The organism is Pelobacter seleniigenes DSM 18267, from assembly GCF_000711225.1.
Classification (GTDB): Bacteria; Desulfobacterota; Desulfuromonadia; order Desulfuromonadales; family Geopsychrobacteraceae; genus Seleniibacterium; species Seleniibacterium seleniigenes.
On record NZ_JOMG01000002.1, the window covers coordinates 1,359,878 to 1,382,359 of the forward strand.

A 22,482-nucleotide genomic window follows, 5' to 3' on the forward strand; every position below is an offset into this window, starting at 1 on the left:
CATCTAACCATCGCATTAAAAGGAGACTCAGCATGGCAAAAAAAATCGCAATTAATGGCTTTGGCCGTATCGGTCGCAACCTGTTTCGTGCTGCCCGGGATTGTGCCGATATCGATATCGTCGCGATTAACGATCTCACCGATGCCGAGACCCTGGCACACCTGCTCAAATACGACTCCGTTCACGGCATTTTCGGTGGCACTGTCGCCACCGAAGGCAGCAACCTGATCGTCAATGGTAAAGCTGTCAAAATTCTCAGTGAACGTGATCCGGCAGCTCTCCCCTGGGGTGAACTCGGGGTTGATATCGTTATTGAATCGACCGGCCTGTTTACCAACCGCGCCGGGGCGCAAAAACATATCGCTGCCGGAGCCAAGAAGGTGGTCATCAGCGCGCCGGGGAAAGATGTCGATCTGACCATCTGCATGGGGGTCAATGAAGCAGCTTACAATGCCGCCGAGCATCATATTCTTTCCAATGCGTCCTGCACCACCAATTGCCTGGCCCCTGTGGCCAAGGTGCTGCTCGAATCTTTCGGCATTGTCAAAGGGATGATGACCACTATTCACTCCTACACCAACGACCAGCGCATCCTCGACCTGCCCCACAAAGACCTGCGCCGCGCCCGGGCGGCAGCGCTGTCGATGATCCCGACCACCACAGGGGCGGCGAAGGCGGTGTCTCTGGTTCTGCCCGAACTCAAGGGCAAGCTGGACGGCCTGGCGGTCCGCGTCCCAACGCCGAATGTCTCTCTGGTCGATGTGGTGGTGGAAACCGAAAAAAGCGTGACCGTTGCAGAGGTCAATGCCGCCTTGAAAGCTGCCGCTGAAGGTCCGCTAAAAGGGATTCTCGAATTCTGCGAGTTGGAGCTGGTATCCAAAGACTTCAATGGTAACCCGGCTTCATCAATTGTTGATGCCCCCTCGACCGCGGTCATGGGCGGTACTCTGGTCAAGGTCCTGTCCTGGTACGACAACGAATGGGGTTATTCCAACCGGGTCCTCGATCTGGTCAAGTACATCTCCGAAAAGTAACAGGCCCCTCGGCCTGATCAGTGCAGAGGTGGCTTTTTGTCACCTCTGCACCCCTGAAACTGTTGCGAAAGGGTCCCTTTCCATGCTGGATAAAACGGCCCACATCCCGTCCGGAAGTGGGGAATTCCTCAGGGTTCCACATGCAAAGACCCTGTCTGACAGCGGCCTTGAACAACCTGACATCATCAATCCCACGGGAGACCAATAAGATGCGCAAACCCCTGATTGCCGGCAACTGGAAGATGCATAAAACCCTGGCCGAGGCAGCAGCCCTGGCCAAAGAGTTGAAAGACTCCCTGGGCACGATGACTGATATTGATATCGTCGTCGCTCCGTCTTTCACACTGCTGAACACTGTTGTCACGACTGTCCGGGATTCGGCCATCGCGGTCGCCGGGCAGAACTGTTACCCGCGCCCCAGCGGCGCCTTTACCGGTGAAATCTCCGCAGAACAATTAAAAGATTGCGGCTGCGCTTATGGCATTATCGGCCATTCGGAACGGCGCCAACTGTGCGGAGAAAGCAATGCCTTTATCAACCAGAAAGTTGTCGCCCTATTGAGCAGCGGCCTGCGGCCTATTCTCTGTATCGGCGAAACCCTGGAAGAACGGGAAAGTGGCCAAATGTTGACTATCCTTAAAGAACAACTGGTCTCCGGGCTGCGCCAGGTCCTCCCCCAACAGGCTGGCGAAGTCGTGGTCGCTTATGAACCGGTTTGGGCCATCGGAACCGGAAAAACCGCCTCCAGCGCGCAAGCTGAAGAGGTTCATGCCTTTGTTCGTGATACCCTCGGCAAACTGTTCGGACACGACTGCGCGCAGAAGAGCCGGATCCTTTATGGTGGCAGTGTCAAACCGGCGAATATTGACGAGCTGATGACTCAGCCCAATATCGATGGGGCTCTGGTCGGAGGGGCCAGTCTGCAGGCGGATGATTTCATCAAAATCGTCAGCTTCACCAGACCCTAACTGGTTAGATTGAGAAAGGGATTGCCGACTGCATTCTGATCAAAGTCGATCAGGTCGGCACTCCGAGGGAAACCCTCGAAGCCATTGAAATGGCCAAGCGTGCCGGTGACACCACGGTGGTTTCCCACCGCAGCGGCAAACAGCACCACCAACGCCGGGCAGATCAAGACCGCTTCGCGGGATCGGAGCGATCGCGTCTGCAAAGACAACCAGCTGTTGCGTATTGAAGACGAACTCGACGATAATGTTTTCAACGGCAAAAACGTCTTCTGCAATCGACAAGCTATGCGCTTGCAAGGGAATTTTTTTCCTGCAAGGCATATTGTAGTTTCACAATAAAGCTGATATATAGTTTCGCGTTTGTTCTTTCAATCTGGGATATAGGCTTGTTGGAGCCAAATTCATACCGGTTATCAACGTTCCGTTGACAGCCACCAGGATGTCCCCCAGAGTACGGACAGTGACATCCATTCATATCTTATTTGTATTGCTCTTTTAGAGCGGAGAGTCTGCTTTGTTTTCCGGGCGGGAATCAAGCGATGCGTTACCTTAGGGATGAGGGCCAACGCATCAAACGCCAACTTACCCTGAGAGAAGTCATGGCATCGGGCATTACCCCGTTACTTGATGCCGACAATTGAAGTTAATGCTGTCGTCGAAAGCGTCTGACTGAGCTTTATTTTCGACATAAGCGTCACTTCATTCGTTTCAGGTAAAAATCGGATTATTTTGTTGCTGCACAATGCTCTGGCAGGAACCACAGCCAGGAACATTGTCAGGCAAGAAAACCAAGCAACTTTAACGTAATAAAGGAGTCATTTCGATGGGCAGGACAGAAGACGCCATCAAACTGCTGCAAGAGAAACAGGCTAAAGTTCTGCAGATGGGTGGCGAAGCCGCAGTCGCAAAACACAAAGCCAAAGGCAAACTCACCGCACGTGAACGCCTGGATCTGTTGTTTGATGAAGGAACCTTTCGTGAACTGGACATGTTTGTCCAACACCGTTGCACCAATTTCGACATGGATAAAGTCGAGGTCCCGGCCGATGGCGTGATCACCGGTCACGGCTACGTCAATGGCCGCCCGGTCTTCGCCTTTGCCCAGGACTTCACTGCCCGGGCCGGCAGCCTTGGCGAAATGCATGCGGCTAAAATCTGTAAAGTCATGGACCTGGCTGAAAAAGCCGGTTGTCCGATGGTCGGCCTGAACGATTCAGCCGGCGCGCGGATCCAGGAAGGGGTCGATTCCCTTTCCGGCTACGGTCAGGTTTTCCGCCGCAACGCCTTGTGTTCCGGTGTCATTCCGCAGATTTCCGCAATCATGGGTTCGGCCGCCGGCGGCGCAGTTTATTCTCCGGCCATGACCGATTTTATCTTCATGGTGAAAAAAACCAGCCATATGTTCATCACCGGCCCGGCGGTTATCAAAGCCGTACTGGGCGAAGAGGTGAGCATGGAAGAACTGGGCGGAGCCATGACCCACAACAGCAAAAGCGGGGTCGCCCACTTTGCCTGTGAGGATGATGCCGACTGCATCGAGCAGATCAAAATCATGCTCTCCTACCTACCCTCCAATAATATGGAAGAGCCCCCGGTATTTCCAAGCGGAGACGATCCGGCTCGGCTGATCCCGGAACTGAATAGCATCATCCCAGACAGCCCCAGTGCCGCCTACGACATGAAAGAAGTCATCGCCCATATCGTTGACGATGGTGAATTCTTTGAACCCCATGAGCATTACGCACCGAATATCATCGTTGCCCTTGCCCGCCTCAACGGCCGGTCGATCGGCATCATCGCCAATCAGCCCCAGGTTATGGCCGGTTGTCTTGATATTAATGCCTCTAACAAAGCTTCCCGTTTCATTCGCTTTTGTGATGCCTTTAACATACCCATGTTGACCATCGCAGATGTGCCCGGCTACTTGCCTGGGACCAACCAGGAGTGGTCGGGCATCATCAATCATGGCTCCAAACTGTTGTGGAGTTACTCGGAAGCCACGGTTCCCAAACTGCTGTTGTCGGTGCGTAAAGATTACGGCGGATCATATCTGGCCATGAACGCCAAAGACCTGGGCAACGATATGGCTTTTGCCTGGCCGACAGCCGAAATCGCGGTCATGGGCGCCGACGGAGCAGCCAACGTCATCTATAAGAAACGGATTGACGCAGCAGAGGATAAAGCGGCTGAACGGCAAAAATGCAAAGAAGAATACGAGCAGATGTTTGCCAATCCTTATTGCTCGGCCGCCCGGGGCCATATCGACGCAGTCATTGAACCGGCCCAAACCAGAGCCCGACTGATCGATGCCCTGGAGATCCTGTGTACCAAGCGGGAACAACGTCCGGCTAAAAAGCATGGCAATATTCCCCTCTGATCGCAGTACCATCCCGCCTCTCCGGTGAGGTGAGGCGGGACTTGAATGTTTTGCAGAGAGACAGCCCCTTGTGGGCCCATGGAACAAAACAGAAGCTTTTATATAGAACAGGAAACTTGCTGGCGCAGAATTGATCTGTGCCGTTGAAAAAGACTCGGGCGGGACTTTTTCAACACCCTCAGGCAATAGACCTATTTCTAACGACTGACAGGAGTCACCATGAACAGCAAACAAAAATTAGCAGCAGCGCTGGCCGCAGTCTCAGCGTACCTCAAAGCCGAAGAAGAACAAGCCGCCCTCGACCTGTCTCATCGCAATCAAGCCTGGAGCAGATCCGGACGTTTCGTGCAGGCCCAACAGAGCAACATGATGCAACAGCGCAGCCTGCTCAAAGCCATTAATTTCCGGTAAGCCAAAAACCAGGAGGACAGCACATGAACAATCACGGCCAGGTCAATATGACCCCGTTGAACTATTCAAAAGACCGCCCCGCCGCCGCGAACCCCATTAAAATCATGGACGTGACCCTGCGCGACGGGCATCAATCCCTGTTTGCCACCCGTGGCCGCACCGAAGATATGATTCCGGTTGCCGAGATGTTGGACAACATCGGTTTTTGGGCACTGGAAACCTGGGGTGGCGCCACTTTCGACACCATGCACCGGTTCCTCGGCGAAGATCCCTGGGAACGCCTGCGGACCTTGAAAAAGTATATTACCAAGACCCCGTTCTCCATGCTGCTGCGTGGGCAGAACCTGGTCGGGTACCGGAACTACGCCGATGATGTGGCCAAGGCCTTTGTTGAGCGGGCCGCTGAAAACGGTATGGATATATTCCGGACCTTTGACGCTCTCAACGATTATCGCAATTTCGAGACCGTTGTTCCTGCCATCAAAGCGGCTGGCAAACATTTCCAGGGCTGTATCTGCTACACCATGACCCAGCCCCGGCTAGGTGGTGAGGTCTACAGCCTCGAATACTTTGTCCAAAAAGCCAAGGCTTTGGAGGAACTCGGCGCCGACTCCATCTGCATCAAGGACATGGCCGGGCTGATTGCGCCCTACGATGCTTACCAACTGATCCGGGCCATCAAAGAGGCGGTCCCGAATGTGCTGTTGCACCTACACAGTCACTGCACATCAGGAATGGCAGCCATGACCCACCTCAAGGCTATTGAAGCCGGGGTGGATATCCTTGATACCTGCATGTCTCCTTACGCCAATCGGACCTCACACCCGGCCATTGAACCGCTGGTGATGACCCTGCTCGGCACCGACCGCGACACGGGCTTTGACATCCATGCCCTGGCAGCCATCAATGTCATCCTGGAACGGGATATTGTTCCCAAGTACCGTCATTTGCTCGACGACACCAAGCTGTCGACCATCGATATCAATGTCCTGCTTCACCAGACCCCGGGCGGTATGCTCTCCAACCTGGTCAACCAGTTGCGGGAGATGGATGCCCTGGACAAACTGCCGCAGGTCTTTGAAGAACTGCCCCGGGTTCGCCGCGAACTCGGCCAGATCCCGCTGGTCACCCCGACCAGTCAGATCGTCGGGACTCAAACGGTCAACAATGTGCTCTTCGACACTCCTGAAGAGCGTTACAAGATGATTACGGCACAGGTCAAGGATCTCTGTTACGGTCTGTACGGCAAAACGGCCATCCCCATCGACGCCGAGGTCCAACAGAAAGCGCTCAGCGACTATTCGCGCGGCAACGAGCCGATCACCTGCCGTCCGGCGGAAATTCTTGAGCCTGAGTTGGAACACGCCAAGGCAGAAATCGGCGATCTGGCAAAGGATATCGACGATGCCGTTCTTTATGCCATCTACCCGGTCACCGGCAAAAAATTCCTCAAGTACAAATACGGCCAGGAGGAGATGCCAAAAGAACTGCAACCGCGCTCTCTTGAAGAGGGCCGGAAAGTCATGGCTGATATCGAAAAAGCCAAGGCCGGCCTGCTCATTGAAAAACCGGATGTCCCGGCCAAAAGCGCCAATGCCAGAACCTTCAACGTGTATGTCGACAACGAATATTTCCAGATCGAAGTCGACGAAGAAGGACCGACCCCGGTGGTCCGTCCGGTCGGCAATGCTCCGCGGCGCATCGCCAAGGCTCCGCGCAAACCTGGTGCCGACGCGGCAAAAGCTGCTGATGCCGAAGCACCCATTGATGGCGGTATTGCCGCTCCCATGCCGGGGCTGATCCTGCGCCTGGAAAAAGCGGTCGGCGATGACATCACCGCCGGCGAGACCATCCTGGTGCTGGAAGCCATGAAGATGGAAAATGCCCTCAAGGCAACCACTACCGGCAAGATCAAGTCGATTAACTGCGATATCGGCGACAACGTCAAAAAAGGCGACCTGCTGGTCGTGATCGACTGAGTTTTTCAGTCCCTTGTCTAACAACAAAGCCCTGGTCCGATAAATAACGGAGCAGGGCTTTGTTGTTGCTGAGCCAAGTCAATACCGACCTCGGCTTTGCCCGCGCCGTTCCGGCACAGCGTCGCGCCACAGTCCGCACAGCAAACCATTTCCGGTTGCCGCTGACACCCTCTCGGGCGGTTTCAAGGCACCTGCCAAGTCCATAAAACCAACGCCGAGCTGGTAAATGATTGCTTTGCCAAGGCGGGAGAAAGCCATTTTTCGCCGCCTTTTCCGAGGGGATTATCTGCAAAAAAAGCCCTGCTTCGGTCAATGCCGAAGCAGGGCTGCTTGCTTGTTATCTTCCAACCGGAACGGTACGATTAATCGATCCAGTCGAAGGTTCTGGTGACTGCTTTCTTCCATTTCCCATAGTTTTTGACGCGTGCGGTATCGTCTTCCGACGGTTGCCAGGTTTTATCCACACCCCAGTTCCGTTTCATTTCATCGATATTTTTCCAGAAATTCACGGCCAGGCCGGCAGCATAGGCGGCACCCAAAGCAGTACTTTCGGCAACCATCGGCCGAGTGACCGGAACACCAAGGACATCGGCCTGATACTGCATCAGCAACTCATTGGCAACCATCCCGCCGTCAACTTTGAGGGCCTGGAGCTTGACCCCGGAATCGGCTTCCATGGCATCCAGCACTTCACGGGTCTGGTAAGCAACAGCCTCCAATGCGGCACGGGCGAAATGACCGCGGGTCAGATAGCGGGTCATACCAACGATGGCGCCACGGGCATTACTCTTCCAATAGGGTGCAAACAGGCCGGAGAAAGCCGGCACAAAATACATATCGCCGTTATCTTTGACCATCCGCGCCAGGTTTTCCACATCCGCAGCAGTATTGATCAGACGCATCTGGTCACGCAGCCACTGGACAACCGCTCCGGCGATGGCAATGGAGCCTTCCAGGGCGTAAACCGTCGGCTCTTTGCCAAATTTGTAGCAAGGGGTGGTCAGCAAGCCGTTTTTGGAATGAACGATTTCGGTTCCGGTATTCAGCAACATGAAGCAACCAGTTCCGTAGGTGTTTTTGGCTTCCCCGGGCTCGAAGCAGGTCTGCCCGACGGTTGCTGCCTGCTGATCACCGAGGATCCCGCACACCGGTATTTTCCCGCCGAACGGACCCTGGACCGTGGTGTAGCCATAAAGATCAGGATCGCTGGAGGGGCGGATTTCCGGCAGCATCGCTTTCGGGATATCCATGATAGCAAGGATTTCATCATCCCACTGGGTCCCATCAAGATTCATCAACATCGTCCGCGAGGCATTAGTCACGTCAGTCATATGAGCGCCACCGTTGACGCCGCCCGTGAGTTTCCAGAGGATCCAGGTATCCATGTTGCCGAACAGGGCATCGCCTTTTTCGGCGGCGGCACGCAGTCCTTTGACGTTGTCAAGCAACCACTTGATCTTGGGTCCGGAAAAATAGGTGGCCAGCGGCAACCCGGTCTTGGCGCGGAAACGATCCTGACCGCCATCTTCGGCTAGTTTGTTGCAGATTTCATCGGTTCGGGTGTCCTGCCAGACAATGGCATTGTAATAGGGTTGGCCGGTTTTTTTATCCCAGACAACAGTCGTTTCCCGCTGGTTGGTAATCCCGACAGCGGCGATATCAGCGGCCACCAGACCGGCTTTTTCCAGGGCGTCATGGATGACCTCCTTGGTCCGGGACCAGATTTCAATGGCATCATGCTCAACCCAACCCGGCTGGGGATAGATCTGTTCATGTTCAAGCTGTGAGGAAGATACCGGTTCTCCGGCGTGGTTAAAAATCATACAACGTGAGCTGGTGGTACCCTGGTCAATTGCTGCAACATACTTGGCCATAAAAACTCTCCTGTCATGGCTGCTAGCAGAGCTAGCAGAAACGAGTTCGAATTAAAGGAGACCGACGATGCCCTGATACAGGAAGGCTCCGATAACAGCACCGAGGGCCGGGCCGACGACCGGAATCCAGGCATAAGCCCAGTCTGAATCACGCTTACCTGGAATCGGCAATAAGGCATGGGCAATCCGCGGTGCCAGGTCACGAGCTGGATTAATAGCATAACCGGTGGGACCACCAAGGGAAAGACCTATGCTGAAAACGAGAATACCTACCGCATAGGGTCCCATTCCGCTGCCGATTCCGTTATTGGCATTGAAAATCCCCAGTACGCCAATCATGAGTACGGCGGTACCGATGACTTCACAGATAAAGTTTCCAAAGGTATTGCGAATGGCGGGACCAGTGCAGAAAACAGCCAGCTTGAGATCCGCATTCTCGGTTTTTGACCAGTGCGGCAAATAGGCGAGCCAGACGATTACAGCGCCGACAAAAGCACCGCTGAACTCGCCGGCAAAATACAACAGAGCTTGCGAGAATGAGATTTGACCGAGGGCAAGGAATCCGATGGTCACCGCTGGATTAATGTGAGCTCCGCTGATCCAGCCGACAACATAAACGGCGATGGCAACGGCGAATCCCCACCCGGCAGTAATGACGATCCACCCAGAGTTCTGCCCCTTGGAATCCTCCAGGACAACGTTTGCGACAACCCCACAGCCAAGCACAATCAGAATGGCCGTACCGAATAATTCTCCAAGAAAAATATTCATCCGCTTGCTCCTTTTGCTGATTTTTTTTGTGACCACATTGAAAAGAAAACGCCTATGTTTCCTACCCTCCTGCCGCCACCTCCCTTGCGATGTACTTACTAGGCACAGTCCTCATCTTGCCGGGCTGTCTGAAATGTTCGACACCAACCAAACAGTATTCTAGAGCGAAAACTAGCATGAGAATAGTTAAGGTTGCAACAGAATTATGTTCTATATCGAAAAAAAATTACGAATATAATTCGATTTCGAACTAAAATAGCTCTTTTAAAGGCGCAATTAAGCGTCGCCAGTCGCGCTGCCCTGCTAAAATCGCTCTCGAAAACGCTTTATAAAGATGTTAAATTTCAGGCAAAAAAGATATTTTTATTACTAAAATTCAAAAGGTTATCCTCGTCGAAGGCCGCTCTAAAATAATGCATGTTGCCTTTCGTAACGAAACATTATTCCATATACAACATGTCAAGATTCGTCCAAATATGATAGATTCGCTTGCGCGATAAGTTTTTTACTAAGTGACTATTCCGATTCCATGCTTTAATAGAATCGGTTTTAAGAATACATATCTGCAGTGAGGAAAAAATGACCGCACCAAAAATGGACGTGAATCTTAATCTGAGGCAGAAGCAGATCGTCGATCTGGTCCGGCAACAGGGGTTTGCCGCCGTCGATGAAATGGCCCAGAATTTTGATGTCACCCCGCAGACCATTCGCCGCGATATCAATGAACTTTGCAAACATGGCCTGGTCAGACGTTTTCATGGTGGAGTAGGACTGAATTCGAGTGTTGAAAATGTCGCCTATGAAACCCGTAAGGTCCTGATGCTGGAAGAAAAAAAGAAGATCGCGCAGAAGGTTGCCGCACATATCCCGGACCGGGCGTCGGTCTTTATCGATATCGGCACCACGACCGAAGAGGTTGCCAGAGCCCTGCGCGATCATGAGGGGCTGCGGGTCATCACCAACGACCTGAATGTTGCGACCATTTTGAGTGGCAACAAGACCTGTGAGGTGATCATTGCCGGCGGAGTGGTCCGCAGTCGTGACCGGGGCATTACCGGCGAAGCCACAATCGACTTTATCCATCAGTTCAAAGTCGATTTCGGCATCATCGGCGTTTCAGCCATCGATTCGGACGGCACCCTGCTCGACTATGACTACCATGAGGTTCGTGTGGCCCAGGCCATCATTGAAAACTCCCGCAAAGTCTTTCTAGCCACCGACCATACCAAGTTCGGTCGCAATGCCGTGGTTAAACTCGCTCATCTGTCCCAGATCAGTGCGCTGTTCTGCGATAAGGAACCGCCCAAAGAAATTATCGCTTGCTTGAAGGAACATCATGTTGCCCTGCATATCGCCTGAGACCAGCCAGGTTCCAGAAAAATAATTTGCCCCGGACAACGAACCCGGGCAGGAGAAGGGTCATTATCAAAAGCCAAAAACACCCGGCCAGTCGGAGCAAGGAGGTGGCGATGAAAATCCGGAAAAAATTTTTCGATTTCGAATACAGCGAAGTCCTCGATCTGAAGACCCGTGAATTAATTCGGGTTGCCTGTGCCGTGGCGGTCCATTGTCCCGATTGAATGAAAAAACACTTCGCGGTCGCGAAGCAGAACGGTGCTACGGAAGAGGAACTGCGGGAAGCGATGGCCTATGGCATGATGGCTCCGGGTGGCAGGGCGAAAAACTTTGCCAAAGCCATGCTTGAACAGCTGAGCGGAGAAGACGAGTAAAGCCAGCCCTCTTGATTGGTCGGCTGACGTCTTCGGTTCTAAGTGGCAGCGCTCCTCCGGAAGACTGCGCTTTCATCAACGGCGGACCCCATGTCCTGCATAGTGTCCCGTTTGGTTAGTTATTTGAATTAATTTTGAGTCATTTTTGTTGCTGTCAAGGCGTGCCGCCGCAGGCTTAGTTTGGGCTAAGCCGAGAAGGCAGAACGTAGACAGCGGCAAAAATGATTGGAATTGGGATAGAGAACGAACCGTACGGGACACTAGCTACTCTTCCTCATCGACGCTGAGATCGATTTTTCCTTCCAGCAGATCCATCAGCATAGGCTCAAGCAGATCCGATTTTTTCTGCGGTGCCGAGCGGGCCGCAAGCACCGCCGAGCGAGAGATTGTTTTCAACAGGTCGCCGCTTTTGTACTTTTTGTCCCGCCCGGCTTTAAGAATAGCACCAACCACTTCTTCGGTCATTTTACAGGCATCAAAATCAGCCAACAGAGCGGCCTGAATCGCGGCCCTGGTTATCTCTTCAGCAGCCTCGATAAAATTTTTCTGCTTGCTCAAAGTCGCATTAAGCAGACCTATGCAAAGCGGCCTGAGCGCTTTTTCCAAAGGCCATTCCGCCTTTTCAGCAGCGGCCATTCCTCCGACCAGGATGTGTCGCGAAATAAAAATACCTTCCGCGTTCACCGCCCCCTTTTTCGGAAAATGCTTTGCCCAGAGCGCGCAGGCCGCAGCCTGAACCGCGCTTTTTTTCTGATTATCCCTGGCAACCGCCACTCCGACCCGCTGCCGGGCTTCCTGTTCGATGACTCCGGCCCATCGGGCTATTTCCTTGGTCTTCATTTCTTTCTCCTCAGGCCGGATTCGCTGAAATCCGGAGCATTCAGTGCCTGTTTTCCACCGCTATGGATGCAGCATATGGGTAAATTATTAGCATAATATTTGCCATGCGGAAAAACACCTGAGATCTCTGCCCTGAGCCTTTCGACAGCGAAAAGATAGCAGACCCCGCCAAAACTCTCCGTGGAGGGTTAGGTCTGTGGCTGTTTCGCCCGGGATCGGCTGAAGCGGATTTTTCCTGCTAGAAAAGCAGCACCGGACACCTGACGTTATGCAGGACATAATTGGCCACTGACCCGAATAAGACATCGCGGATTTCTCCGCTGCCGGCCTTGCGCCCGATCACCAGCAGTTGAAAATCTTCTGCGTTGGCAATCGCGGGGATCACTCGCCTGGGCGCACCGAATTCAAGCCGCAGCTCTATTTCAAAGCCTGCGGCCCGGAGCTGTTCCGCCAACCCGGTTAAGCGCTGCCGAGCTGATTTTTCAGCATTCTCCCTGACCATTTCGATCTGAAAATCAGGGATCATTCGATAGGCGAGCTGGTCATCCACCACATGAAGCAGAACCAGCTTAGCCGGAAAGCGTTCTCGGTAGGACAAGATATCGTCAATGGTTTTGCGGGTGGTGGGTGAATCATTGACCGGAATGAGAATTCTGGGTTCCATCGAGGCAGCCTCCTTTGGCGGATTTTTTTTACCCCCTGAATGAGTGCTCGTGATAAAGTTTACAATTATACTTGGAATATAGCAATTTAACGATCCACCGTTTTTCAGAAATGCCTGGAAAGGGTTTTTGTGAACGATTCCAACAACCAGCAAGCCCCACCGGCAGCATTACCAACCCGTGGCCGGGTCCTTGTCAAAGCGGCCAGGATTTACGATGCGGTTCAGCCGCTGGTCACCCTTGGTCAGGAAGCGCGCCTCAATCACTGGCTGGCCGAACAAATCAACTTGGCGGACGGCGCCCGCATTCTTGATATCGGTTGTGGGACCGGACTGTTGACCGCCAGGATCGCCCGGCGCCATCCCCAACTGGAGGTCATCGGTATTGATGCCTCCCGGCCGATGATAGAGGTGGCCACCCGCAAGCGCAGCAGCTCCAATTGCCATTTTCGTCAGGCTCTCGGCGAAGCTCTCCCCTATGCCGAGGCCTCCTTTGATCTGGTCACTTCGGCCTTGTTTTTCCATCATATCGATCGCACCCTGAAACAGCAGACCCTCAGGGAAATCCGCAGGGTCCTCAAACCCGCAGGAGAACTGCTCATCGCCGACATGGACCGACCCTACACCGCCTTGGGCTGGCTCATGTCCTGGACCGCCTGGAAACTGTTCCGACAACCGGAAATAAAAGAGAACATGGACGGTTTACTGCGCCGGGAAATCACCGCCTGCGGATGCCTGGACCTTACTGAACGCGGTCGTTTCGCAGGTTACATCAGCGTACTCCACGCCCGGAGAGGCTCATGAACCAGAGTCCGGTAACGATTCTCATGGCTTGCCCGCCCTGGGCACGGGCTTTCCATATTCAGCAGCAAACGGTACAGAATTTCCACCAGGCCTGCACCCAAACGCTTGGTGGCCAGGTTAGCCTGCTCCCTCTCCAAGCGGAACAGCTCAGTCTGGAGCGTAATCTCTTTTCCACCCTGTTCATTATGGCTGCTGAAGCGGCCGGAGTGGCTCCGGAACGCCTGCCGTTTTTTGCCATGATCTACCAATGCCTGCGTGCCCAGGTCACCGGTTGTGACAACCTGCTGGATAATGAATATAAGAGCGTGATCCCCTTTGATCTGCCCGGTGGCGGGATCAGATTCCGTTCGGTCCTGACCATCATGACCAGCGATATGGTGCTGGCAAAACATGTCCTGAATGAACTCGGGGCAGAGCATATGGATAAACAGCTGGCCAAAAAAGTGTTGAATGAGGTCCTGGCGCTGTTGATTCCGAGCGGTATCGAAGAGCATGAGGAAGAATCGCATCTGACCCAGCAAATTCCGACGGTCGAAGCGGTCCTCCAGCAAATCCACCCGCGCAAGACCGGCTCCTTGTTCAGCACCCCGGTGCGCCTGGCCCAGCGCCTGGATGCCACAGACCCGGAGCGATCGAAGCATATTGCCAAAGCTCTGGCCGATTTCGGCATCGGCTGCCAGATCCTCGACGATCTCAAAGATGTCGCGGACGATCTGACCCGGCAACACCATAACATCGTCATTTCCCAGGCCTTTCACGGTGAGGATCCCCATGAACGGCGACTGCTCGAAAAATACCTGCAGACACCCCATCCTGCCGCAGCCGAGGCTGTCGCCGAACAACTCGAAAGCGCCAGAGCCAGAAGCATCAGAACCGCAATCAACTACTTTCAAGGGGCGGAGCAGGCTTTCTGCCGTTATCTTCCGGAATTCAGCATCAAAGAGACCGCCGCCCTCGGACTGCTGGTCCAGAAATCGATCATGCAGGAACGGAACGATCTGCGGGAGGAAAACCAGCCATGATTTTTTGGCTGCGCTTTGCCTTGCGCTCGGTTTTGCGCCGCCGCCGGCGCACCCTGATCACCTTCATTTCAGTCGCTCTCGGCGTCGCCATGCTGATCGTGCTGGGTGCCATTATGGTTGGGGTCAACGACACCATGGTCCAGAATGCCGTCGCCCTGCATAACGGCAACCTGCTGGTCGAATCGCCGCCGCTGCCGAACCGGCAGGCGGTTGCCGAACTTGCCCGCTGGGAACAGAAAAAACTACCTGCAGTGGAGAACCTGCTCCCCAGGCTGACCTTTGGAGCGGTCCTGCAACATGGCCAACACAGCAGCCCCGTCCAGCTGTTCCTGGTCGATCCCCGGCGCGAAGCAGAGCGCTCCCCGGTCGCGGCCAAACTCACCACCGGGGAGTGGCTCAAGGGACCTGGCGGTTTTATTATGGGCATTAAGCTTGCCCAGGCTTTGCATATTCAGGTTGGAGAAAGCCTCCTGCTGATCACGGCCCAGGGGGAGCAGCAGCTTACCATCAGCGGCATTTTCCAGACCGGCGTCCAAGCCCTTGACCAGGGCGTCGGATACCTGCCCCTCGGCGCTGCGGCCGATCTAGACCCGGCTATCTCTCTGCAACTGAAAACCGCGCTATTCACCCGGCCGGGCACCGACCTGACCCGTCTGGCCGACAGGTTACAGCACGGAGCTACAAGCGGAATCCACATCACCCCCTGGCAGCAACAGCTACCCGAAGTTGAGCAATTGCTTGAACTGAATAGATTTTCCATGCAGATCATGATCCTCCTGGTCATTGCGATTCTCGCCTTCGGCGTCACCAACTCCCTGCTCATCTCGGTGATGGACCGCTATCGTTACTACGGAATCCTGAAAGCTCTGGGAGCCCGCCCCGTTGAGGTTGCGATCACCGTCCTCGGCGAAGCGGTCATCATCTGCTTCAGCGCCGGACTGCTCGGCACGCTCCTCGGTGTCCTGATCAGCCTGATCTGGAGCGGAATCGGCCTGGATATCAGTCATTACACGTCTTACAATCCCCTGTTCAGCATCAATTCGGTGATCCACCCACGCCTGGAACCGGTTATGGTCCTGCTTCCCCAGAGCCTGGCCCTGCTCGGCGGAGTAGCGGCATCAATCTGGCCCGCCCTGGTGGCAGCCCGGCGCACGATCAGTAGCACCATGAGGGATCTATGAGTCAGCCATTGATACGTCTGGAAGGGGTGTCCCGCTGGTTCGGGGCCGGGCAAGCCCAGGTCAAGGCGCTGACCGATATTTCCCTGACCCTGGCCGCTGGCAGCCAGACCGCCCTGATCGGCCCGAGCGGCTCGGGCAAGACAACCCTTCTCAACCTGATCGGCGCCCTCGACCACCCGACTCAGGGGGAGATCTACCTCGACGCCGTACGGATTTCCCACTTCAGCGAAGGACAGGCCGCCGCATTCCGCCGTCAACGGATCGGTTTCATTTTTCAGGACGACTCCCTGTTTCCGGAACTCAGGCTGGCTGAGAACATCGAACTGCCCCTGGTCATCCTCGGCTACCGCCCCGCCGAACGGCGCCAGCGGGTCACCGCCCTGCTGGCGGCGCTGGGGCTGGAAAAACGCCGGGACAGTTATTCCGCGGATTTATCAGGTGGGGAAAAACAACGGGCGGCCGTGGCCCGCGCGGTGATCCATCGCCCGCAACTGCTACTGGCCGATGAACCGACCGCCAATCTTGACGCAGACTCGGCTGCGGCCGTATTGCAGATCATGCAGCAGTTGGCCGAACAGGACGGACTGACTGTCCTGGTGTCGACCCATGATGAGCGGGTTTTTAAACGTTTTGAAGAGCGGATTGTGTTGAGCGATGGCCGCCTCGCAGCTCCTGAGCAGAGCGGCAGCGGAAAAGATGTGGTTATGCCTGGTTTGCGCGGGCAATGAATTCGTTCAAGCCGCTGATAAAACCATCAATGTCTTCGACCTGACGCGCCTCAAGCATTTCGCCCAGCGGCTTGGGAAAGGCTCCGGCACAGGAAAAGGGGCTGACCTGATGACGGATGAAATAGCTCACAGCGTGCGGATAAGCATCCAGCAGGTCTTCGATCTGGGTCGCTCTGGTCACGATCATCGTATGCAGTGCCTTCCGAAAAACCGGCTGTGGCCGACCACCAGAACAGCAGCCGGCCACAGAGGAAAGGGGCAGCCGACGGCAAGATCCGCCGGCTGCCGTTCAGTTTAGTACAGACCCATTTTGCTTTCGGTCATGCTGATATAGATGTTCTTGGCCTGCGAGTAATGCTCCAGCATCATTTTGTGGGTTTCGCGGCCGATACCGGATTTCTTGTAGCCGCCGAAGGGGGTATGGGCCGGCAGTTGGTTGTAGGTATTGACCCACATCCGGCCGGTTTCCACGGCCCTGGCCACCCGCAGAGCCCGATTGATATCCTTGGTCCAGACTGCACCACCCAGACCGTATTCGCTGTCATTGGCCAGGGCAATCACTTCCTGCTCGTCCTTGAACCTGATCACGCTGACCACCGGCCCGAAGATTTCTTCCTGGGCAATGCGCATGGAATTTTTAACATCGGCAAACAGAGTCGGCGCCATGAAGCAGCCTTTGCCGAGGGCTCCATCCGTCAGCCGCTTGCCGCCGGTGACCAGTCGGGCGCCTTCGCTCTGCCCGACATCGACATAGGCAAGGATTTTGTGCAACTGCACTTCATCGATCTGGGCACCCATCATGGTATCATCCTGCCAGGGCAGGCCAACTTTGACTTTTTCAAAGGCCGTGGCCATTTCCGCCACAAATTTGTCGTAGATGCTGTCCTGGACAAAGACCCGCGAACCGGCGCAGCAAACCTGGCCCTGATTGAACAGGATACCGATCTGCGTTCCTTCGATGGCTTTTTCCCAGGGACAGTCTTCAAAATAGATATTGGCCGATTTCCCGCCCAGTTCCAAGGTCGCGGGGATCAGTTTCTTTGCCGCGGCATCGGCGATTTCGTAACCGACCTCGGTGGAACCGGTGAAGGCCAGTTTATTGAAACCCGGATGTTCCAGCACGTAGTTCCCGGTGGTTGACCCCTTGCCGGTGACCACATTGACCACCCCGGGAGGCAGAACCTGATCAAGCAGTTTGGCAAATTCGAGCATGCTCAGGGAGGTCGTTGACGACGGCTTCATAACCAGGGTGTTGCCCGCGGCCAGGGCTGGGGCGATCTTCCAGGCCGCCATCAGAAACGGAAAGTTCCAGGGGATGATCTGGCCGACCACGCCGATCGGTTCCCGCAGGATGATACTCATGGTATCTTTATCGATCATCACTGCCTGGCCTTCCTGAGTGCGGATGGCACTGGCAAAGTAGCGGAAATGATCACTGGCCAGAGGGACGTCGATGGCCCGGGTCTCCCGAATCGGTTTGCCGTTATCCAGGGTCTCGATCATCGCCAGTTTTTCTGCGTTGGCATCGATCAGATCGGCGATCTTCAACAGGTAGGCGGCACGCTGTTGAGCATTGATATCACGCCAGGCGGGGAAGGCTTTACGGGCTGCGGTAACCGCGGCATCCACATCCTCCCTGGTTGCATTGGCGCAGGTGGCCAGCAGTTTTCCATCGGCCGGACAGTGTGCTTCAAAGGTTTTTCCATCAGCAGCATCGACCCAGCGCCCGTCAATATATAGTTGGTACTTTTTGTCGATCTCTTCTCTCACGGCAAATCCTCCATTCGGTTTTGGGCTTCGAAAAAGCCCAGGTTAGATAGAGCTTGCGAACAACCAATTGCATCGGTATGAGATGAAGAGAGCAACTCATGTGCCAGTCCCACCGGCGGTCCGGCAACAACGCGGTACATTTATATAACTATCTGTATTTATAATTTCTTTTTTTCTCGCTTGGAGAAAGGGGCGGGACCACCCGGAGCCGGCGGGCTTGTTCCACGGCGGAACAACTGTCATGTCTGCGGAGCAACTGTTCCATTTCTGGAACAGTTGCCAAGGAATAGCATATCTTTACAAAGACCTGAGCGGCCCGGACTCAATCAAACAGATAGTCCTTGGAGATCTCATAAAGCCGCATCTTTCGATAGATCGTATTGCGGGACACGCCCATGGCCCTGGCGATACGACTGACGTTGCCCTGATGTTCCTGGAGCAGGTCGAGCAAAAGCCGCCGCTCGCTTTCGCCGAGCAGCTGCTTGAAATTTTTGTCAGGGTTGTCATTCTCCCCGGCAACCGGGGGAGCGACCGCAGCAGAACCGATGTGGGCGAGGATTTCCACCGGTAGATGGGTGATGCTGATCCGACCGGCTTCGGCCAGATTGAGCATTTTTTCCACCACGTTTTCCAGTTCGCGGACATTGCCGGGCCAGCTATAAGCGCGCAGGCAACCCCGCACCGCCGGATCGACCTGAGGGACGGCAAGATTGAGCTTGCCGGCAATTTTCTGCAGGAAATAATCGAACAGGAACAGCACATCGTCGCCCCGTTCACGCAAGGCCGGCACCTGGACCAGAATCACGTTTAAGCGGTAGTAGAGATCCTTGCGGAAATTTCCTTTGCCGACCTCCTCGCGCAAATCGCGGTTGGTCGCGCAGATCACCCTGACATCCACGGAGATAACCCGATCGCTACCCAGGCGGGTGACCTGCTTGTCCTGCAGCACCCGCAGCAGCGAAGCCTGCTGGTCCAGCGGCATATCGCCGATTTCATCGAGAAACAGGGTTCCTCCGGCCGCCATCTCGAACTTCCCGGGCCGCCCCTTGGGGTTTGCCCCGGTAAAGGCCCCGGAGGCATAGCCGAACAGCTCGCTGGCAATCAGATCGCGTGGCAAAGAGGCACAATTAAGGGCCAGGAAAGGCCCCTTACGCCGCAGGCTGCGGTTGTGAATCGCCTGGGCCAGCAGCTCCTTCCCGGTCCCGCTCTCCCCCTGCAGCAGCACATGACTGGTATTGCCGGCCGCCCGCTCCGCCACCCGCAAGGCTTTTTTAAAGCTGTCATGACGACCGATCAGATCGCTGAAGCTGAAGGTCGCCTGAGCGCCGCCGAAGCGATTGACTAGTTTTTTCATCTTGTTGATCGGATTGAAGAAAATCACCCCGCCGGTCAACTCGCCGGATTCATTACTAACCGGCTTCACCGTCACCAGGGCATGAATATCTCCGTATGCCGTTTCCAGGATAATTTCCTGATCTTTATAGGTCCGCCCTGCCTGGAGGAACTTCAACAATGCGGTGTCGGTTCCGATCAATTCATCAATGGAGTGGTCGAGAATCCCGGCCCCAAGGAATTTTTTCGCCACCGGATTGATCTGGGTAACCACCCCGGTCTGATCGATAATGATGGCCCCGTCCGACATGGTCTGAAAAATATTGTTGAGCCGGTCATTCAGCACAGAAAGATCGCTGTTGCGACTTCTCACCCGGATCTGGTAGCTGATCGCTTCGACTGCGGCAACCACCATCCCCAAGGTATGCTGATGGGTTTCACTGGCCGGACCAGACATCTGCAGGACGCCGATCAATTCGCCGCTTTCGGCAAAAAAAGGTGCGGCAGAGCAGGTCCAGGTGTGCAGCTTCCGGCAGAAATGCTCGCGACCGGACACCTGAAACGGTTTCTTCAGAGCCAGGACGGTCCCGATTCCGTTGGTGCCACCTTCTTCTTCGGCCCAGCCGGCCCCCTTGATCAGGTTAACCCGGGCCGCCAGTTCCAGCGTGGCTGAATCACCCAGATTCTCCATGACATAGCCTCTTTCATCGGCCAGCAGGACGATAAACCCGGAACCTTTGACAAACTCATAGAGGCGCTTCATGAAGTGGCGGACAATATCCAGATACGCCTTGTGCCTGTCCAGCAGCAGGCAAATCTCGCCGTCGCCGAGCAACTGGTGGCTGACCCCATCCTCCGGATCGACCCCAAAGGCCTGGCAGCGATGCCAGGAATTCAGAATCTCCGGGCGTACCGCGCCGGTCAGGATCTGCCCGGAACGGACGAATTCCTGCCAAACTTCGGCAATTGCGGATTGATCAGCATAGAGCGTTGGCAGCATGGCTTCCTCACAGTGGCAAGCGGGGCCGGCCTCACTTTGGTGGCCTTTCTGTCAACAGGTAATCATAACAGTTCCGGGTTGTAAAGGACGTTGCGGACGCTGCCCCTTGCGCGGCACTGTGCTCAGGGACCGTAAACCCAGTTCGGCAGCAATAAAACCAGCCCCGGCCAGTAAGTCAGCAACAGCAGAATCGCGATCTGGATGGCCAGAAACGGCAGCACCGCCTTGGAGACATAGACCAGGTCCCGGTTGACCGTGGCCCCGGAGATATAGAGGCTGACGCCCAGCGGCGGGGTACAGTAGCCGATCCCCAGATTGATGGTCATAAGCAACCCGAAGTGCAGGCTGTTGATGCCGAATTTACTGAGCAACGGCAGAAAAATCGGCGTCAGGATAAGCGTTGCCGAAATAATATCCATGAACATGCCGATGATCAGCAGCAGGATATTGACTGCCAGCAGGAACACCCAGGGGGAGGAAATACTGGCAACCACTGCGTTGGCAATCTTGTTGGGGATCTGTTCGAAGGTCAGGTATTCGCCAAACACCGAGGCTCCGGCAACAATGATCAGCAGAGTGGCAGAGGTGACGGCGGAAGAGACCACCACCCGCTTGACGTCCCGCAAGTGCATATCCCGGTGGATGGCGATTTCGACAAAAAAAGCATAAAAACAGGCCACCACAGCCGCCTCATTGGCGGTGAACAGGCCGGAGTAAATCCCGCCGAAAATCAGTACCGGCAGCAGCAGGGCCCAGATGCTCTCGCGGACCACCGCCAGCGCCTCACTCAAGGTTGGCCGTTTGGTGGTCTTCAGCCCCTGCTTTTTACAGACGAAATAGGCATAGACACTCATTGCCAGCATGATCATCACCCCAGGGATGAAACCGGTCAAAAACAGGGCCTCCAGCGGATCGTTGCTGACCATGGCATAAAGAATCATGGAAATCGACGGCGGAATGATGACACCGAGGATCGGGGCCGTGGTCATGATGCCGACCGAAAAGCGCTCGTCGTAGTCGTTTTCGATCAGAGCCGGAATCATGAACCCGCCGATGGCCACCACGGTCGCCACGGTCGACCCGGAGATGGCCCCGAAAAAGCCGCAGGCCAGAACCCCGGCCATGGCCAGTCCGCCCGGCAAAAAACCGACTAGGACATTGGCGGTTTTGATCAGTTTTTCGACAATACTGCCGGTAGTCATGATATTGCCGCAGAGCACGAAAAACATTACCACCACCAGGGCGAATTTATCCATGCTGCGGTAGAGGACTTCAATAACGATCTGCGGATCGATGCCGAGCAGGTAAACCAGCCCGAAGGTCCCGGTAAAGAACAGGGCCATGAAGACCGGCACGGTGCCGGCCAGACTACCGAGCAACAGGGCCAGAATCAACAGGTAGCTGCTTTGCATGGTCTTATTGCTCCCCGGTCAGATCGTGCCTGCCGCGCCAGTCTTCCACCATCACGATCAGGGTGCGCAGGAACATCATCACCCCCATCAGCGGCAACACGGCATAAAAATACCATTCCGGGATCTGCAGGGTGGTGGTGCGGGCGTATTCATCCTGATACATCATCAGGGTCATCTCCCAGCCCAGCCGAACCATCACTATGGAAAAAAACAGCACGGCCAGGTGAGAAAACAGGGTGAGCGGTTTTTTCAGGACCGGAAATAATTGCGGCAGAGCATCGATGCGAATCAGCGAGCGGCTGCGTACCGCTGCGACACAACCGATGTAGGTAGAAAAGAAAATGACTTTGCGGACCACTTCGTCCGACCAGTACAGGCTGACATTGCTGGTCAGCTTGCGCAGCAGGACATTGGCCATGGCGGTCAGCAGGGCGATCATGACCGCGATAAACAACGACCAGTCCTCAACCAGCAGAAAAACGCGGTCCAACGTTTTGAAGATCTTCTTCAGCATGCCGTGCAGCCCTTCATGATGTCCGGGAAAAAGGGGGACGATACAGCACCAGTGGCCTCAGGAGGTCATGCCCG

At 55.0% G+C, this 22,482-nt stretch carries 20 protein-coding genes and 1 pseudogene; 12 read left to right on the forward strand and 9 right to left on the reverse strand.

The window, feature by feature from the left end; genetic code table 11:
* The first annotated feature begins 32 nt into the window (after positions 1 to 32).
* From gap to N909_RS0108950, 6 genes and pseudogenes are all read left to right on the forward strand, one after another.
* Positions 33 to 1,034 carry a type I glyceraldehyde-3-phosphate dehydrogenase gene (gene gap / locus N909_RS0108920; RefSeq protein ID WP_029914209.1) on the forward strand — a complete coding sequence of 334 codons (1,002 nt, stop codon included), beginning with the start codon at positions 33 to 35 and terminating at the stop codon, positions 1,032 to 1,034.
* A gap of 209 nt (positions 1,035 to 1,243) precedes the next feature.
* Entirely contained in the window at positions 1,244 to 2,002 is a 759-nt protein-coding gene (tpiA, locus tag N909_RS0108930) for a triose-phosphate isomerase (RefSeq protein WP_029914211.1), read from the forward strand.
* A gap of 8 nt (positions 2,003 to 2,010) precedes the next feature.
* Positions 2,011 to 2,341: pseudogene (locus N909_RS25250) on the forward strand (hypothetical protein); the annotation flags it as partial.
* Between the two features lie 484 nt (positions 2,342 to 2,825).
* On the forward strand, positions 2,826 to 4,379 hold the full coding sequence (locus tag N909_RS0108940) for an acyl-CoA carboxylase subunit beta (protein ID WP_029914215.1): 1,554 nt from the start codon (positions 2,826 to 2,828) through the stop codon (positions 4,377 to 4,379).
* 219 nt (positions 4,380 to 4,598) lie between these two features.
* Entirely contained in the window at positions 4,599 to 4,790 is a 192-nt protein-coding gene (locus N909_RS0108945; RefSeq protein ID WP_029914217.1) for a hypothetical protein, read from the forward strand.
* Positions 4,791 to 4,813: 23 nt separating this feature from the next.
* The gene (locus tag N909_RS0108950; RefSeq protein WP_029914219.1) at positions 4,814 to 6,769 is read left to right on the forward strand and encodes a pyruvate carboxylase subunit B; all 1,956 of its coding nucleotides are present in this window, start codon (positions 4,814 to 4,816) and stop codon (positions 6,767 to 6,769) included.
* A 362-nt stretch (positions 6,770 to 7,131) separates the two neighbouring features.
* Here the strand turns inward: N909_RS0108950 and glpK are convergent, their stop codons facing one another.
* Both glpK and N909_RS0108965 read right to left on the reverse strand, forming a co-directional pair.
* On the reverse strand, positions 7,132 to 8,643 hold the full coding sequence (glpK, locus tag N909_RS0108960) for a glycerol kinase GlpK (RefSeq protein ID WP_029914222.1): 1,512 nt from the start codon (positions 8,641 to 8,643) through the stop codon (positions 7,132 to 7,134).
* Positions 8,644 to 8,694: 51 nt separating this feature from the next.
* Positions 8,695 to 9,414, reverse strand: a complete 720-nt coding sequence (locus N909_RS0108965; protein WP_029914225.1) for an MIP/aquaporin family protein — start codon at positions 9,412 to 9,414, stop codon at positions 8,695 to 8,697.
* 579 nt (positions 9,415 to 9,993) lie between these two features.
* Between N909_RS0108965 and N909_RS0108970 the strand changes: the two genes are divergently transcribed.
* Together N909_RS0108970 and N909_RS26340 are read left to right on the forward strand one after the other, a co-directional pair.
* A complete protein-coding gene (locus N909_RS0108970) occupies positions 9,994 to 10,773 on the forward strand; it encodes a DeoR/GlpR family DNA-binding transcription regulator (protein ID WP_029914227.1) in 780 nt (259 codons plus the stop codon).
* A 110-nt stretch (positions 10,774 to 10,883) separates the two neighbouring features.
* A complete protein-coding gene (locus N909_RS26340; RefSeq protein ID WP_281174830.1) occupies positions 10,884 to 11,144 on the forward strand; it encodes a GSU3128 family (seleno)protein in 261 nt (86 codons plus the stop codon).
* Between the two features lie 264 nt (positions 11,145 to 11,408).
* Here N909_RS26340 and N909_RS0108985 read toward each other — a convergent pair whose 3' ends face one another.
* Positions 11,409 to 11,984 carry a hypothetical protein gene (locus N909_RS0108985; RefSeq protein ID WP_029914229.1) on the reverse strand — a complete coding sequence of 192 codons (576 nt, stop codon included), beginning with the start codon at positions 11,982 to 11,984 and terminating at the stop codon, positions 11,409 to 11,411.
* A 238-nt stretch (positions 11,985 to 12,222) separates the two neighbouring features.
* Positions 12,223 to 12,648: a universal stress protein gene (locus N909_RS0108990; protein ID WP_029914230.1), complete on the reverse strand. Its 426-nt coding sequence runs from the start codon at positions 12,646 to 12,648 to the stop codon at positions 12,223 to 12,225.
* A 129-nt stretch (positions 12,649 to 12,777) separates the two neighbouring features.
* Here N909_RS0108990 and N909_RS0108995 point away from each other — a divergent pair, with 129 nt between their 5' ends.
* Genes N909_RS0108995 through N909_RS0109010 form a run of 4 tightly spaced genes read left to right on the forward strand, consistent with a single transcriptional unit; the run spans position 12,778 to position 16,380 of the window.
* Positions 12,778 to 13,449 carry a class I SAM-dependent methyltransferase gene (locus tag N909_RS0108995; RefSeq protein WP_051689631.1) on the forward strand — a complete coding sequence of 224 codons (672 nt, stop codon included), beginning with the start codon at positions 12,778 to 12,780 and terminating at the stop codon, positions 13,447 to 13,449.
* A complete protein-coding gene (locus N909_RS0109000; RefSeq protein WP_029914232.1) occupies positions 13,446 to 14,471 on the forward strand; it encodes a polyprenyl synthetase family protein in 1,026 nt (341 codons plus the stop codon). The genes N909_RS0108995 and N909_RS0109000 overlap by 4 nt, the downstream gene beginning before the upstream one ends.
* Positions 14,468 to 15,652: an ABC transporter permease gene (locus N909_RS0109005; protein WP_029914233.1), complete on the forward strand. Its 1,185-nt coding sequence runs from the start codon at positions 14,468 to 14,470 to the stop codon at positions 15,650 to 15,652. Before N909_RS0109000 ends, N909_RS0109005 begins: the two co-directional genes overlap by 4 nt.
* Positions 15,649 to 16,380, forward strand: a complete 732-nt coding sequence (locus N909_RS0109010; protein WP_063336390.1) for an ABC transporter ATP-binding protein — start codon at positions 15,649 to 15,651, stop codon at positions 16,378 to 16,380. Before N909_RS0109005 ends, N909_RS0109010 begins: the two co-directional genes overlap by 4 nt.
* On the opposite strand, the gene N909_RS0109015 is transcribed toward N909_RS0109010, so the two are convergent.
* From N909_RS0109015 to N909_RS0109035, 5 genes are all read right to left on the reverse strand, one after another.
* Entirely contained in the window at positions 16,355 to 16,567 is a 213-nt protein-coding gene (locus N909_RS0109015; protein WP_051689632.1) for a hypothetical protein, read from the reverse strand. The genes N909_RS0109010 and N909_RS0109015 overlap by 26 nt on opposite strands.
* A gap of 107 nt (positions 16,568 to 16,674) precedes the next feature.
* The gene (locus N909_RS0109020) at positions 16,675 to 18,150 is read right to left on the reverse strand and encodes an aldehyde dehydrogenase family protein (RefSeq protein WP_029914236.1); all 1,476 of its coding nucleotides are present in this window, start codon (positions 18,148 to 18,150) and stop codon (positions 16,675 to 16,677) included.
* 322 nt (positions 18,151 to 18,472) lie between these two features.
* Complete coding sequence (locus tag N909_RS0109025; protein WP_029914238.1) at positions 18,473 to 20,482, reverse strand: sigma-54-dependent Fis family transcriptional regulator; 2,010 nt, start codon at positions 20,480 to 20,482, stop codon at positions 18,473 to 18,475.
* A gap of 122 nt (positions 20,483 to 20,604) precedes the next feature.
* Positions 20,605 to 21,894, reverse strand: a complete 1,290-nt coding sequence (locus N909_RS0109030; RefSeq protein ID WP_029914240.1) for a TRAP transporter large permease — start codon at positions 21,892 to 21,894, stop codon at positions 20,605 to 20,607.
* 4 nt (positions 21,895 to 21,898) lie between these two features.
* Entirely contained in the window at positions 21,899 to 22,408 is a 510-nt protein-coding gene (locus N909_RS0109035; RefSeq protein ID WP_029914242.1) for a TRAP transporter small permease, read from the reverse strand.
* Between the last annotated feature and the right edge of the window lie 74 nt (positions 22,409 to 22,482).